The organism is Acinetobacter sp. RF14B (assembly GCF_006864105.1).
Lineage (GTDB): Bacteria > Pseudomonadota > Gammaproteobacteria > Pseudomonadales > Moraxellaceae > Acinetobacter > Acinetobacter lwoffii_C.
Map to the genome: position 1 here is coordinate 82997 of NZ_SMTB01000001.1, position 15711 is coordinate 98707.

A 15711-nucleotide genomic window follows, 5' to 3' on the forward strand; every position below is an offset into this window, starting at 1 on the left:
CCAAAGGTGGGGCGATAATATGCCCCATCCTCTTATAGAGTATATCATCATGAATTTCCAACAATTAAGAATTATCCGGGAAACGGTTAGACAGAAATTTAATTTAACTGAAGCTTCAGCAGCACTTTATACTTCACAATCTGGAGTAAGCAAACACATTAAAGATCTGGAAGATGAGCTGGGGGTACAGCTTTTTATTCGCAAAGGCAAACGCTTACTTGGCCTGACTGAACCGGGTCAGGCCCTATTAGGCATTGTCGAACGTATGCTAGTCGATGCGGATAATATCAAACGTCTGGCGGATGACTTTAACAAAGTCGATGAAGGCACACTGACGATTGCCACGACCCATACGCAGGCACGTTATATTTTGCCGCCCATCGTAAACCAGTTTAAAAAAGAGTTTCCTAAAGTCCATCTGATTTTACAGCAGGCCAGTCCAGTCGAAATTACTGAAATGCTGCTGCAAGGTGAAGCTGACATCGGGATTGCCACCGAGGCGCTTACAACTGAAGATAATCTGGTGAGCGTTCCTTACTATACTTGGCAGCACAGCATTATTACCCCGCAAAATCACCCATTAACAGCTATAGAGCATATTCAGATTGAGGACTTAGCCAGCTACCCGATTATTACCTATCATGGTGGTTTTACTGGCCGTTCTAAAATTGACAAAGCGTTTGAAGATGCAGGTGTTGATGTCAATATTGTAATGTCTGCACTTGATGCCGACGTGATCAAGACCTATGTGGAGCTGAATATGGGCGTGGGAATCGTCAATGATGTGGCTTATGATTCAGAACGGGATTATCGCCTAAAACAGATTAAAACTGAGATTTTTGGCTTAAATACCACCTGGATCGCAGTTCGTAAAGGTCATCTGTTGCGGGGATATGGTTATGAGTTTATTTCACTCTGCTCGCCCGATGCCGATATTAAAGCCTTAAAGAGAGTCGCTTATCCGGATGAATAGAAACTAAAAAATTGAGAGGCACTATGGCCTCTTTTTTAATGAGTGCGTGTTGATCTTCTGTCTATACGACAGATTCAAGGCACAAGTACAATCAAGAAAACAGCGCTATTCCCTTCCTCTATTTTCGTTTATCGTCCTTTAAATCGGCTCAAGTGGTCTAAAAATAAGTTTCTGTACTTGCGGGCGGATTCATTTTTACTATTTCAAGCAGAATAAATTCTGTCTTTTTTTCTTGAAAAGTTACAGATATGAGGACATTGAAAACTTTCAAATTACAAATTAAAAATTCAAATATTCCAGCATATCTGAGTTTTTATCCCATTGCTCAGGTGTCACATCTGGTTTGCAGCCTATTCGCCGGCAAAAAGTAAAAATCCGTCAATTATTGTGTCAATAAAAATAAGCCGTTGATTAATTGATATTATATTTAATTTACCACCATAAATAATCATTATTGTTTTTATAGCCATCATTGATTTTTATGATGCACTAGGCTTCTTATCTTTGATCTATTACAATCAGCGACTTATTATTTTCCATTGTCGGGCTGAAAACTTTGAATAACGAGTCTTCACAACTTCAGCGTGGCTTAAAGAACCGTCATATTCAGTTGATCGCCATGGGCGGTGCAATTGGCACAGGCTTATTCTTAGGTTCCGCACAGGTGATCCAATCAGCTGGCCCTTCTATTATTTTAGGCTATGCCATTGGTGGATTAATCGCATTTTTAATCATGCGCCAATTAGGTGAAATGATTGTTCATGAACCGGTTGCCGGTTCATTTAGCCATTTTGCTTATACATATTGGGGGAAATTCCCGGGTTTTCTTGCAGGCTGGAACTACTGGATTTTATATATCCTGGTTGCCATGACCGAACTGACTGCTGTCGCAAAATATATTAACTACTGGTGGCCACATATTCCTGCCTGGGCATCGGTTCTGTTTTTCTTTATTGTGATTACCCTGGTCAACCTCGGCAATGTAAAATTCTATGGTGAATCAGAATTCTGGCTGTCAATTATTAAAGTGACTGCGGTCGTTTCGATGATTGTCTTTGGCCTCTATCTGATTTTAACAGCAGATGCCTCCTCAACAGCATCTTTTAGTAACCTTTGGACGGCAGGCGGCTTCTTCCCGAACGGCTTTGAAGGCTTGTTCTATATGCTTGCATTTCTGATGTTCGCTTTTGGCGGGATTGAGCTGATTGGTATGGCAGCAGCAGAAGCTGATGATCCGGAAAAAACCATTCCTAAAGCGATTAATCAGGTGGTTTTCCGTATTCTGATCTTCTATGTGGGTGCTTTGACCATTCTCTTGTCTCTGGTACCTTGGAACCAGCTTGAACTTGGTGGCCTGGATAAAAGTCCATTCGTCATGATTTTTAGCCAGCTTGGTATTGGCTGGGCTGCTCATCTGCTTAACTTTATTATTTTGACTGCTGCGCTTTCTGTCTATAACAGTGGGATGTATGCAAATAGCCGTATGCTGTACGGTCTGGCACATCAAGGGAATGCCCCTAAAGTGTTCAAAACAGTCAATAAACAGGGAGTGCCGGTTCCTGCAGTGCTTTTCTCTGCGCTACTGATCTTTGGTTGTGTCTTGCTTAATTACCTTGTTCCTGAAAATGCACTGAGCCATCTGATTTATATTGTGGTCGGTGCGCTGGTCTTAAACTGGGCCATGATTTCCCTCACCCATCTCAAGTTTTTACAGAGTATGAGGAAATCGGGACAAAAAACCAGTTTCCCTGCACTTTGGTCACCTGCAGGCAATATCCTGGTCTTAAGCTTTATTGCTATGATCTTGTACATCATGTGGACACAGGGCTTCAAGGAATCTGTACTGATGATTCCAATCTGGATCATTACCATGCTGTGTGTTTTTAAATTGCTTAAGCCAAAAAACACTTGATACGCTGATTTATTTTGTATATTTAAAAAGTTACTGCTCCGGCAGTAACTTTTTTTATGCATTTTGCAGTAAAATAAACTTCTGTTTGCGCCCTTAGCTTAACTGGATAGAGCAGTTGCCTCCTAAGCGACCGGCGTGGGTTCGAGTCCCGCAGGGCGCACCAAGAATAAAAATGTGATTTATTCCGCATAAAAAAAACATGAAATTGCATCCTTTTAGAATATTTTTTAAACAAAAAAACATTTTCTTCTCATTATTTTATGCCTTTTACTATCAATAACTTAACCTAACCAACTCTTATATTTTGGTGTAAAAACTCTATTTTGATGCTTTTTTGAACCAATTAGTTTTTTCTAGAGCATTTACTCTTATTTTAATTGTGCTATTTTTGTCACATGGAGTAACAAATGATTGCGGTTCATCCCCCTAAAGTCTCCAAAAATTCAACAAGTGCAAACAACAACGCTAGCTATAAATTTGTACCTCAAGGAAAGACATAAATGAAATTAAAAACATTAACGACTGCAATGATTCTCGCGACTGTACCAATGACTGGGGCATTTGCAGCAGCCCTAGATCGTTCAGGTCAATCTATTGCAGCCTTCCTGCAACCAGGGAATTACTTTGAGGCAGGAATTTCAGTTCTAGACCCAAATGTTTCTGGTAAAGCAAAAGCAGCTTCTGGGGGCGGAACATTATCTGATATGGCAGGGGATTACTATTTTCCAAGTGCTGCCCTTAAATTCCAGCCAACCGAAAAGTTCTCTGTAGGTATTTTATATGACCAGCCATTTGGGGCAGATGCGGCTTATTCAAACTCTGATCCGTTAGTTGCAGCAGGTACTGGATTATTCCATCTTAATGGCGAAAGCACTGAAGTAGATGTAACTACACAAAGTTTATCTTTCATTCTAGGTTTCCAGCCAATTGAAAGTATCAATATTTATGGTGGCGCCGTTTATCAAACTGTGGAAGGTGACGTACAACTTCGTGGAGCTGCTTATGGTTCTGCTAACGGTTTAGGTAAATATAACGCAACCATGAAAGAAGATTCTGCTGTTGGCTGGTTAGCGGGTGTCGCCTACCAAATTCCAGAAATTGCGTTAAAGGCATCTCTAACCTATCGCTCAGAGATTGATCATGAAGCTGCGACACGTGAATATGGTCAAAGTAATATCCTGGCTCTTGTAACACAAAATCCAGCAGCTGCTTTATATGATGTTAATACAACGACCAAAATTACAACTCCGCAATCTGTGAATCTGGATTTCCAAACTGGGATCATGGCAGATACAGTGGCTTTTGCAAACGTACGCTGGGTCAATTGGGAAGACTTTTCTATCCGTCCAGAAAAATTTGATCAAGTAGGCCGTATTTTAGGTGCTGCCGGACAAACTCCTGATAATCCTAATGGCTTTGACTTAGTTGCTTATACAGATGACCAATGGTCAGCGACTGTAGGTGTAGGTCGTAAATTCAATGAACAATGGGCTGGTAATGCCTCAGTTGGCTGGGATTCTGGTGCAGGTAACCCAGTTTCAACGCTTGGTCCAACTGAGGGTTATTGGAACGTTGGTTTAGGTCTGCAATATTCTCCAGCTCCAAATTATTTTATCGCTGGTGGTGTTAAATACTTCATGTTAGGCGATGCAGATGCTCAACCTGCTTCTATGTTTGGAACAAATAATGCAATTGCCGAGTTTGAAGATAACGATGCTTGGGGCTACGGTTTAAAAATAGGCTATCGCTTCTAATGTAATCTAGACAACATAATAAAAGACCATTTTCGAATGGTCTTTTATTGGTTAAGCTCAATCTCCTACATCTCTATCTCAGTTGCTGGTTTTTACTACAATTAAAGTTTATAAAGAATTAGTACTTTTACACTATTCTGCCTTTGACCAACTCTATATTAAATATATATTTTTCATATACTTAAGCAAAAAAATCTAGTATAAATACTCTAGACAAGCATTTTCCTTAACCGCTATAGTTCACTTCTTCGACAAAGCTGAGTATTTACTCTTTTTAAAATTGTGTTACTTTTCCACAACTTTTAATAATTTTAATGTAACTCTGTCAAGGATGAGCCATGAAGCTTAAGCCAATTTCTATCGCGATTCTCCTGTCCACACTCCCTACTTCTGTTGTATTTGCTGCCGGTTTAGATCGTTCAGGTCAGTCCATTTCTGCATTTTTACAGCCGGGTAATTATGCAGAAGCAGGTATTTCAATCCTTGACCCTGAAGTAAAAGGAAAGGATACAAGTGGCAACAAAACCGGTGACATGGCAGGTGACTACTACTTCCCTAATGCTGCTCTAAAAATTCAAGCCACAGATCATTTCTCTGTTGGTCTTATTTATGATCAACCTTTCGGTGCGGATGCAGAATATTCTGGTAACAACAGATTTGTAGAAAACCGGCCAGTTCCATTTCAAGGCGGCACATCTGTTACTGTCGATACTCAAAACTTAAATTTACTTTTTGGATATCAACCGAACGAAAACTGGAATCTCTATGCAGGTGCTGTATATCAAACAGTAGATGGTACTGTTCTTTTACGTGGTGAAACTTATTCAGCATTTAATGGATATGATTTTAGAACAGGCGAGGATGAATCTGTAGGTTGGTTAGCAGGTGTTGCCTATCAAATTCCAGAAATAGCACTTAAAGCATCGGTAACTTACCGTGCTGAAATCGAGCATAAAATGAATGCCTCTGAGCGTTTTAATGCCGCAGGGATGACTGGAAACACAGTTTTAGATAACGCAATGATTGCTCTAGACTCTGCTAAAGGTGAAACTGCACTAACCACTCCACAGTCTGTAAATATTGACTTCCAAACAGGTATTATGGAAAACACTATTGCATTTGCTAATGTACGTTGGGTGGATTGGTCAAAATTCAAAGTGCAACCATACAAGTTTGGAAAACTTAGTGAAAGACTTGGTCAAGCTGGTATGGTTCCAACCAAGCCAAATGGGTTTAACCTGATTGACTATAAAGAGGATCAGATCTCAGCAACAGTAGGTGTGGGCCGTAAGTTTACAGATCATTGGGCGGCAAATGTATCGGTAGGCTGGGATTCTGGCGCCGGTAATCCTGTGACCACCTTAGGTCCAACTGACGGCTATTGGAGTGTCGGCACTGGCGTACGCTCCTCCCCTGCTACAAATTACTTTATTGGCGCTGGCGTAAAATATTTCTGGTTAGGCGATGCTGATGCTGTAACGGGAGCACATACACCCGCAGGCACATTCTCAGACAACCATGCAATTGCTTATGGTTTAAATATGGGTTACAGCTTCTAATCCCAAGGTATAAATACCAGCCAACTCTCTTTTAAAAAGAGCTTCATTAGAAGCTCTTTTTTTATACCCTTAATCCATTAAAATTTACACATTCATTATTGCATAACTCATCTAAATTATTTGCTATTAGTTCTTTAAAATCCCCCGCTAGCTATAAGCCAAAGCAATATAGACCAGACACAAAAGAACAATTTTATGAATAAAAAGATGCACATAATTAGAATTCTTACTTTATTTGGCTTTATTTTGCAACATCTTTATTTTATTAAAAATTCAAATTAGAACCTTTACTCTTTTTTTCTTTATGCTATGTTTTGCACATAGATATGATTAAAAAATAAATTACATATCTCATATTGTTATTAACGCATTGAAGCGTTTTTTTATACTAGGAAAGTAGAAAAATGAAGTTAAAAACTTTAACAAGTGCCATTCTATTAAGCTGCATCTCAACCTCAGGAGTTTTTGCAGCCGCCTTGGACCGTTCTGGCCAGTCTATTAGTGCCTTTCTTCAGCCAGGCAACTACTTTGAAGCAGGGGTTTCTGTACTAGATGCAGATGTATCCGGTCAGATGCGTGAAGGTTGGATGCCGCCAAACTCTCCTATTCAAGGCAAAGGTTTAGGGGGTACTGAATTATCAGATATGGCTGAAAGCTACCAGTTTTATAATGCAGCGCTTAAAGTTCAATTAACTGATCATTTTTCTTTCGGCTTAATCTATGATCAGCCTTTTGGCGCAAAGGCTAAATATTCAACTACTGATGCCAACTATTCTGACATCGGTACAGGCCAATCAGCACTAAAAGAGTCAGGCGCTTTCTTTGCGAGCGGTGAAGGTACTGAAGTTGATGTAAGCACTCAAAACCTATCAATGATTTTTGGATTCCAACCTAATGAGAATTGGAATATCTACGCAGGCCCAGTGTACCAAACCGTTAAAGGTAATATTCAACTACGTGGTGCAGCCTATGGCCCCTACGGCAGCGCGCTTTGCCCAGTTATGTGTTCAGGTCTCGCAACTGGTCCAGATAAAACACCATTTAAAGGTTATGATGCAAGTGTTGGCGAAGATTCTGCTGTAGGCTGGTTAGCAGGCGCAGCATTCCAAATTCCAGAAATTGCACTTAAAGCTTCTGTAACTTACCGTTCTGAAATTGATCATGATATCAATATCGACGAAACTTTAGGCTATGTCACCAATACTTTAGTATCTGGTCGCTTTCCTCCACTACAGGCTAGTAATATTAATGCCATCAATGCGAGCTCTGGCAATACCCAAATTACAACACCCCAGTCTGTAAACTTAGACCTTCAATCCGGCATCATGGAAAATACTGTTGCTTTTGCACAAGTACGTTGGGTAGATTGGTCGAGTTTTGCAATTCGTCCCTACAAGTTTGGTCAATTATCCTCTCAGTTAACTCAAGCAGTAGCTGGTACTCCACGTGGGTTTGACTTAATCGCTTATGAAAAAGATCAAATTTCTGCAAACGTGGGGGTAGGTCGTAAATTCAATGATCAATGGGCAGGTACAGTGATGGTGGGCTGGGACTCTGGCGCAGGTAATCCTGTCTCCACTTTAGGACCAACTGAAGGCTATTGGAGCCTAGGTTTGGGTGGTCAATTTAGCCCAACTCCCCAAACATTTATTCAAGCTGGGGTTAAATACTTCTGGTTAGGGGATGCTAAATCACAAGTTGCATCAGACTTTGGCACAGACAATTATGCAGCTAATTTTGAAGACAATGATGCAATCGGCTACAGCATGAAAATTGGTTATCGCTTCTAATTTACATCACAAAAATCAGGATTAAACAAGAAAGGGCGCCATGAGCGCCCTTTCTTGTTAACCTAAAAAATTAAGCTGGAATATCACGTACCGACGCATTACGAATCGCTTCTTTTAATGCATCATAACCGTTGATTGGCGGAAACTGTGGAAACTCAGCAATCACATTTTCAGGCGCATCAAACAGAAAACCATGATCTGCTTCACCTAGCATAGTAGTATCATTATAGGAATCACCTGCTGCAATCACACGGAAGTTCAGGCCATGCAGAGCTTTTACAGCCTGACGCTTTTGGTCCGGCTGACGTAATTTATAGTCTGTGATCATGCCATTACCATCTGTTTCCAGTTTATGACAGAAAATAGTTGGCCAGCCCAATTGCTTCATTAAAGGATGGGCAAATTCATAGAAGGTATCTGACAAAATAATCAGCTGGAAATGTGTACTTACCCACTCTACAAATTCTTTTGCCCCTTCAAAAGGTCCCATCTCCGCAATCACGGCCTGAATATCATCCAGACCCAAACCATGCTGTTTAAGAATATTCAGACGCTGAGTCATCAGTACATCATAGTCAGGAATATCGCGTGTCGTTGCTTCAAGCTCCTTGATGCCGGTTTTTTTTGCAAAGTTAATCCAAATTTCTGGAACCAGAACGCCTTCTAAATCTAGACATACGACTTCCATGACTATCCCCTTTGAACGGTATTAAAAAAATCAGTCTTATGATAGCTGAAGAAATAAATTTTGCACTGCTCTTTTTAAAATCTATTTTCCTCATAAGTATTTATTTTTTAGTGCTAAGTCCTTTAGGTGAAGTCTATTAAAATGCCTGTAAATTAAATTAGTTGATAGGCCGCGTCATTTCCAGGCCTATGTTGCCAGGACTCTTATGACCAAAATCCCGACTATTGATATGGTGGATGCGCTGGCATCCGAATATGCAGATAAATCACCGAGTGAAATTTTGGCGCTTGCGCTAAATCAATCTGGCGAGATTGCGATTTCCTTTTCAGGTGCAGAAGATGTAGTCCTGATTGATATGGCCTCACATCTGGGCAAGCCGTTCCGAGTATTTAGTCTCGATACCGGCCGCTTGCATGCCGAAACGTATCAGTTTATTGAGCAGGTTCGCAAACACTATCATATTGATATTGAAATCTGTTTTCCGGAAACTGAAGCCGTTCAACAACTGACCACAACAAAGGGTATGTTTAGTTTTTATCAAGATGGTCATCAGGAATGCTGTGGGATTCGCAAGGTTCAGCCTTTACGTAAAAAACTGGCGACGCTGGATGGCTGGATTACCGGGCAGCGCAAAGACCAGAGTCCGGGAACCCGTCAGGAAATCCCAGTGGTACAGGCGGATGCCGGCTTTTCTGGCCCCGGCAAACAGCTGATCAAATATAATCCATTAGCGAACTGGTCAAGCGCCGATGTATGGAGTTATATCCGTATGATGGAGATTCCTTATAATCTGCTACATGAAAAAGGCTTTATTTCAATTGGCTGTGAGCCATGTACCCGCCCTGTACTTCCAAACCAGCATGAACGTGAAGGTCGCTGGTGGTGGGAAGAAGCCACTCATAAGGAATGCGGTTTGCATGCCGACAATTTAAAAAAATAATCTGGTAAAAACCACCGCCTTGTCGGTGGTTTTTTTGTAAACCTATCCGCTACATAAAAGTACTCCTTTTATGTGTGTGGCAAAATCGCTATACTTTATCTTACGATACCAATAATTCTAACAAGGTTGCTTGCACAAAAGCAGCTGAAGAAAATGCAGTGAGGCAATCTACGCTATGCGTCCATTACATCCGATTGATTTTATTTTTTTAACTTTAGAAAAACGCCAGCAACCCATGCATGTCGGCGGATTATTTCTGTTTCAAATCCCTGAGCATGCGCCCGCCTCTTTTATTCAAGACTTAGTGAGCGATATTCGTAATTCAAAATCTTCTCCGATTCCCCCTTTTAATAATTACTTAAACGGCCTATTTTGGGACGAAGATGAAGAATTTGATCTTGAGCATCATTTTCGGCATATCGCTCTGCCTAAACCTGGACGTATTCGTGAATTACTCAGCTATATTTCCCAGGAACATAGCGCACTGATTGATCGGGCCAAGCCTTTATGGACTTGTCACATTATTGAAGGCATTGAAGATAACCGTTTTGCCATGTATTTCAAAATACATCATGCCATGGTAGATGGCATTGCCGGAATGCGTCTAGTCGAAAAATCACTGTCCCACGATCCAGATGCAAAAAGTATTGTACCTCCCTGGTGTGTACAGGGCCCACGGGCTAAACGTTTAATGACCCCGAAGGTGAGCCGGCTAAAAAATATCCTGCGTACTATTAAAGGGCAGCTTGAATGTACTCCACGGGTCGCTTACGAGCTGTCTCAGACCATAATGAAAGACATGGGACGCAATCCCGACTATGTATCCAGTTTTCAGGCTCCCTGTTCTATTTTAAACCAGCGGGTCAGCTCCTCGCGCCGTTTTGCCGCCCAATCTTTTGAGTTTTCACGCCTGCGCCACATTTCCAAAGCGTTAGGGGTAACCATTAATGATATTGTACTGGCGATTTGCTCAGGCGCCCTACGTGAATATTTGCTCAGCCAGAATGCACTACCTAAAAAACCTCTGATTGCTATGGTGCCAGCTTCAGTACGCAGCGATGACTCCGATCTTTCCAATCGGATTACCATGATTCTGGCAAATCTCGGTACGCATAAAAATGACCCACTGGAGCGTCTAGATATTGTGCGCCGTAGTGTATTAAATGCCAAAGAACGTTTTAAGCGCATGAATGCCAATCAGATTTTAAACTATAGTGCATTTATTTATGGTGCAGCCGGTTTAAATATTGCATCGGGTTTAATGCCTAAACGTCAGGCATTTAATCTGGTCATTTCAAATGTTCCAGGACCACAAGAGCCACTTTACTGGAATGGCGCACGTCTGGAAGCCCTCTACCCTGCCTCGATTATATTGGACGGTCAAGCGCTGAATATCACGATGACAAGCTATCTGGACAAACTTGAAGTCGGCCTCACTGCCTGCCGTAATGCCTTACCGAAAATGCAGAATCTACTGACTCATCTAGAAGAAGAAATTCAACGTTTTGAGCAACTCATAGAGAGCTAATCTGCCCTAAAGTTGCAAGCGGTAGCTTAATTGCATCCCCACAGAAAGACATTAACTCAACAATTTGGCATTAAGCACTTTTGCCAATCCTGCAAAGATAAATAAAGGGATCTGATCGATCCCTTTAGTTATTGATTTACATCAAGTGAATTATTTTTATACAGAGAATAAAATCGTTAAACCTGAATTAACCCTTAATAGTACGACACTGTTTTAATAACTGATGGCACACGGTACGAATCATAGAAGCCGTAATCTGAACTTCATTACCGCGCTCATCAACAATATATCCAGCATGAACAGTTTTTGGTTCTAGTACATGTTTTAGGCTTTTATTTACAACCGCTTTACTCATACTCATCATATACTCCTTTTGCTAAGCCTAGAACGGGGGAGAAATGGCTTTGGCTAATTTGATGTTTCTAGTATTGTAAATCTCGACCCAATTGTAAAATTCCAGATGTAACAAGTGTTTAACGATATTCTGTTACAATTTCAGCTCAGAATGATATCGTATTGCTCTTGCGTATATAAATTTTCCACTTGGAACTTAATCACGCGATTAATAAAATGCTCAAGATCAGCGACTGCTGGTGCTTCTGCAGTTAACAAGCGATCAATCACCGCAGGATGAGCAACGACAGTAAAGCCACTCTGTGACTCATACGCCCGTGCATAACGCAGAATTTCCCTAAATATTTCGTAACACACTGACTCTGCTGTTTTGACATAACCTCGCCCTTGGCAGGTTGGACATGCTTCACACAATAAATGCTCTAAAGATTCCCGGGTACGCTTTCGGGTCATTTCCACCAGACCCAATTCAGACACCTGGGTAATTTTGGTCTTGGCATAATCCCGTTCCAGCATACGCTCAAACTGCTTCATAACCTCTTCACGATGCTGGGCCTCTTGCATATCAATGAAATCAATAATGATAATTCCACCCAGATTACGCAAGCGCAGTTGACGTGCAATGACCTGGGTAGCCTCCATATTGGTTTTGAATACGGTATCTTCCAGGGAACGGCCACCGACATAAGAACCGGTGTTGATGTCAATCGTAGTCATGGCCTCAGTCTGATCAATCATTAGATAGCCACCAGATTTGAGTGCGACACGGGTCTGCAAGGCCTTTTGCAAATCCTCTTCAACATTGTACAAGTCAAAAATCGGACGTTCACCTGGATAATGCAGCAAACGATCCTTCATGCTCGGTACGAATTCTTCAACAAACTCTTGCAACTTGCTATGAATTTCACGTGAATCAATATAGATTTTGGCGGTGTTCTCATTCGCCAGATCACGAATCACCCGCTCAGGTAAAGGGAGTTCTTCAAAAATCAGTGAAGGGACTGCAATGACTTTTTGTTTACGCTGAATATATTCCCAGAGCTTGGCCAGATAAGCCATATCCTGGGCAATAGCGGCCTCTTCAATCCCTTCGGCAGCCGTGCGTACAATGACTGAACCCGGGAGCTTATATTCACCCTGAATATGCTCAATGATGGAACGTAAACGGTTGCGCTCATCTTCAGATTCAATCCGTTGGGATACTCCGATATGATTGCCATACGGCATCAGCACCAGATAACGTGAAGGAATCGAAAGGTCGGTAGAAAGACGCGCACCTTTGGTGCCCAACATGTCTTTCATAACCTGAACAGTAAGAATTTGTCCCGGTTGCAGCAACTCAAATACATTTGGTGTAGGCTGATTGCGCGGCCAGACCATGTCATTAATGTGCAAAAAGGCAGTTCTAGACAGGCCGATATCGACAAAAGCAGCTTGCATGCCAGGCAGAACCCGGACCACTTTGCCTTTATAAATATTTCCAACCAGACCACGCTTGGCCGTGCGCTCGACAAACAGTTCATTGACTGTGCCGTTTTCAATTAACGCAACGCGGCATTCCATTGGCGTGACGTTAATCAACAATTCGTCAGACATAACAACACTCAAAACATTATAAAAATTCTTTTTTATCAGTAGTTAATTTAGTGCCTTAACTCTCTGTAATAACTGTACTGTTTCATAAAGGGGCAAACCCACCACATTGGAATAACTGCCCTGAATGCCTGGAATATAGCGTGCGGCAATGCCCTGAATTGCATAAGCCCCTGCTTTTCCTACCGGCTCACCGCTTGCCCAATAACTTTCCATATCCTGGACACTCAGTATCTGAAATTCAACCTGGGTTCTGACGACTATACTGTATTTTTCATCTTTTGTACGCACACACACCCCAGTGTAAACATCATGCCACCGCCCTGAGATTTTTGTCCACATTTCAATCGCATGCTGTTTTGATGCGGGTTTACCCAAAATTTCATCATCGACGCCTAAACTGGTATCTGCGGCGATGATAATTGCTTCTGGAAAACGCTCCGCCACGGCATCAGCCTTGGCCCGTGCCAGACGTTCTACATAGGTTGCGGCGGACTCGCCTGCATGCACAGATTCGTCGATATCCGGACTATAAATATCAAAGCTTAGTCCAAGTTGCTGTAACAACTCGCGACGTCGCGGCGAGCTAGAAGCAAGAATTATATGCGCCATTTCTTCAACATATAGTAAAGGACAGGCCAGACCAGAATACTGGTCAGCACTGGAATCCAGTGCCGGGCAAAGGAAAACTGTAAGCTGGCTAAAATCTGGGCAAAAAAGATCAGCATCAGATGGGCCACAATGGCAATTGCAGTGATGATCCACAGATTGGAAAAGGTCAAAATACGGCGTTCACGGGTCAGGAAACGTGCCAGAAAAGCGATAAGTATAAAACTGAGGGCATTAAGCCCCAAAGGCGCATCCAGCAACAAGTCCGCAAAAATACCGGTCGCAAAAGCAAACCAGATCCCGCACCAGGTGGGCTGACACAATACCCAGAACAGCATCACCATCAGCATAAACAGCGGACGCCAGCCCGACAAGGTATAGGACAAGGGATAAACCATCAAGATCGAAGCGAGGATTACCGATATTACAATTGCCAGAAAAGGATCACGCTGTGTTCTTGATTTCATCTTAGCGATTGACATGCGGCTGCTCCATCGCCAGTGAGTCGGAGAATAGCACCACCACATGATGCCCGCCCGCAAGCTGCGCTGCCGGAATCATGTCAATCTGGGCAAACTCGCCTGAATTATGCCGTTGGACTTTAGCCACCGTCCCCACCAGATAACCGGCCGGAAAATGCTGGCCCAACCCGGAGCTATATACTTTTTCTCCAACCTTGATGTTGGCACTGGTCGGTACATATTCCATCTTTAAACGTCCCAGATCGCCCGTACCGGATACAATCGCACGCATGCCAGTACGTTCCAGACGTACGGACAGCGAATGCTCTTTATCAGACAGCAACATTACCCGGCTACTATGTGGATAGACACTGATAATCTGCCCCATGATGCCTTTATCATCCAATACGGTCTGCCCTACTTTCAGGTCATTTCTGGAACCACGGTTGATCACGATAATATGCCGCAGGGGGTCGGCATCTGTGCCAATCACCTCGGCAATTTCCATGCGTCCATCAATAATCAGCGGTGTATCCAGCAGACCACGTAAACGGGTATTTTCGGCAGAAAGCTCGGCAATTTTTTGCAGTCGGACTTGGGCCTGCAACAGCTCAGCCTGCATCGCGGTATTTTCACGACGCAGTTGTGCTTCAGATTTGGTTTGTTGATTCAGCCATTCTCGCGATAGTACCGGATAGCTGGCCACGGCATAAATCGGATTATAAGCCGCGTACAAGACATCCCGTGCAGGTTGGACCACATGTGGCATGCGCCAGTCAAAGAACAGCACTACCAGACAGGTGACCAATGCAATGATAAAAGAGCGAAAAGATGGCGGTTGTCGAGAAAACAGATGTGCTTGCACCCGCCGAATCCTTGTCTTAGCCTACAAATAACATGTCGTGATTTGGATTATCGAAGAACTCGAGTACCTTGCCACCACCACGGGTCACGCATGACAGTGGATCTTCAGCAACCACTACAGGCAGGCCGGTTTCTTTGGCTAACAACTTGTCAAGGTTACGGAGCAATGCGCCACCGCCTGTTAACACAATACCGCGTTCAGCAATGTCCGAAGACAGTTCTGGCGGAGTTTGTTCAAGCGCAGATTTGACTGCTGAGACAATATTTTGTAAGGGATCAGAAATGGCCTGAGTGACTTCATCCGAATTCACCACAATCGCACGTGGCACACCTTCTGCGAGGTTACGGCCGCGGACTTCAATTTCCAGTGGCTTTTCACCTTCATCTGGCAATGCCATACCCACTTCTTTCTTGATCACTTCAGCTGTGGTTTCACCAATCACGCAGCCATGTGCCTTACGCACATAGTTGATGATCTGCTCATCGAATACATCACCGCCGATACGCAGCGAATCTGCATAGACACAGCCTTGTAGCGAGATGATGGCGATTTCAGTCATGTACTTTGAGTTTGGCTTTGCACATAGAGCTGTTATATCAGTCTAGATTCATGCAAATTTGGGCTTAACCGGTTAAAAAAGCAGTGATAACAATCAGAATGGTATAGGGTTGTTGAAGCACTTAAG

General features: G+C 42.6%; 13 protein-coding genes, 1 tRNA gene and 1 pseudogene. 8 read left to right on the plus strand and 7 right to left on the minus strand.

All coding sequences use genetic code 11. The features are described 5' to 3' along the window. The first annotated feature begins 49 nt into the window (after positions 1-49). The 6 genes from E2K52_RS00385 to E2K52_RS00410 all read left to right on the plus strand — a co-directional run bounded on the left by E2K52_RS00385 (position 50) and on the right by E2K52_RS00410 (position 7988). Positions 50-973, plus strand: a complete 924-nt coding sequence (locus E2K52_RS00385) for a CysB family HTH-type transcriptional regulator (protein WP_151203028.1) — start codon at positions 50-52, stop codon at positions 971-973. A gap of 556 nt (positions 974-1529) precedes the next feature. Continuing rightward, a complete protein-coding gene (locus tag E2K52_RS00390) occupies positions 1530-2885 on the plus strand; it encodes an amino acid permease (protein ID WP_151203029.1) in 1356 nt (451 codons plus the stop codon). An 87-nt stretch (positions 2886-2972) separates the two neighbouring features. Then, a tRNA-Arg gene (locus tag E2K52_RS00395) sits at positions 2973-3048 on the plus strand. A 337-nt stretch (positions 3049-3385) separates the two neighbouring features. Beyond that, the gene (locus E2K52_RS00400; protein ID WP_151203030.1) at positions 3386-4639 is read left to right on the plus strand and encodes an OmpP1/FadL family transporter; all 1254 of its coding nucleotides are present in this window, start codon (positions 3386-3388) and stop codon (positions 4637-4639) included. Between the two features lie 338 nt (positions 4640-4977). Continuing rightward, entirely contained in the window at positions 4978-6198 is a 1221-nt protein-coding gene (locus tag E2K52_RS00405; RefSeq protein WP_151203031.1) for an OmpP1/FadL family transporter, read from the plus strand. Between the two features lie 404 nt (positions 6199-6602). After that, entirely contained in the window at positions 6603-7988 is a 1386-nt protein-coding gene (locus tag E2K52_RS00410; protein ID WP_151203032.1) for an OmpP1/FadL family transporter, read from the plus strand. 70 nt (positions 7989-8058) lie between these two features. On the opposite strand, the gene thrH is transcribed toward E2K52_RS00410, so the two are convergent. Next, the gene (gene thrH / locus E2K52_RS00415) at positions 8059-8676 is read right to left on the minus strand and encodes a bifunctional phosphoserine phosphatase/homoserine phosphotransferase ThrH (RefSeq protein ID WP_151203033.1); all 618 of its coding nucleotides are present in this window, start codon (positions 8674-8676) and stop codon (positions 8059-8061) included. A 205-nt stretch (positions 8677-8881) separates the two neighbouring features. Here thrH and E2K52_RS00420 point away from each other — a divergent pair, with 205 nt between their 5' ends. Together E2K52_RS00420 and E2K52_RS00425 are read left to right on the plus strand one after the other, a co-directional pair. Next, positions 8882-9616 carry a phosphoadenylyl-sulfate reductase gene (locus E2K52_RS00420; RefSeq protein WP_151203034.1) on the plus strand — a complete coding sequence of 245 codons (735 nt, stop codon included), beginning with the start codon at positions 8882-8884 and terminating at the stop codon, positions 9614-9616. 175 nt (positions 9617-9791) lie between these two features. Then, positions 9792-11144: a WS/DGAT/MGAT family O-acyltransferase gene (locus E2K52_RS00425; protein ID WP_151203035.1), complete on the plus strand. Its 1353-nt coding sequence runs from the start codon at positions 9792-9794 to the stop codon at positions 11142-11144. 187 nt (positions 11145-11331) lie between these two features. On the opposite strand, the gene E2K52_RS15160 is transcribed toward E2K52_RS00425, so the two are convergent. The 6 genes and pseudogenes from E2K52_RS15160 to E2K52_RS00450 form a co-directional block, all read right to left on the minus strand. Continuing rightward, positions 11332-11505 (minus strand): PA1571 family protein, encoded by a 174-nt coding sequence (locus E2K52_RS15160; protein ID WP_162850565.1) that lies wholly within the window; start codon positions 11503-11505, stop codon positions 11332-11334. Between the two features lie 134 nt (positions 11506-11639). Beyond that, positions 11640-13094, minus strand: coding sequence for a ribonuclease G (rng, locus tag E2K52_RS00430; RefSeq protein ID WP_151203036.1), 1455 nt, complete (start codon positions 13092-13094; stop codon positions 11640-11642). 42 nt (positions 13095-13136) lie between these two features. Continuing rightward, the gene (locus tag E2K52_RS00435) at positions 13137-13703 is read right to left on the minus strand and encodes a Maf-like protein (RefSeq protein WP_151203037.1); all 567 of its coding nucleotides are present in this window, start codon (positions 13701-13703) and stop codon (positions 13137-13139) included. After that, positions 13691-14182: a rod shape-determining protein MreD gene (gene mreD, locus E2K52_RS00440; RefSeq protein WP_151203038.1), complete on the minus strand. Its 492-nt coding sequence runs from the start codon at positions 14180-14182 to the stop codon at positions 13691-13693. The genes E2K52_RS00435 and mreD overlap by 13 nt, the downstream gene beginning before the upstream one ends. Further along, positions 14169-15026 carry a rod shape-determining protein MreC gene (gene mreC / locus E2K52_RS00445; protein ID WP_151203039.1) on the minus strand — a complete coding sequence of 286 codons (858 nt, stop codon included), beginning with the start codon at positions 15024-15026 and terminating at the stop codon, positions 14169-14171. The genes mreD and mreC overlap by 14 nt, the downstream gene beginning before the upstream one ends. Before the next feature lie 16 nt (positions 15027-15042). Further along, a pseudogene (locus E2K52_RS00450) lies at positions 15043-15582 on the minus strand (rod shape-determining protein); the annotation flags it as partial. Positions 15583-15711: the final 129 nt, after the last annotated feature.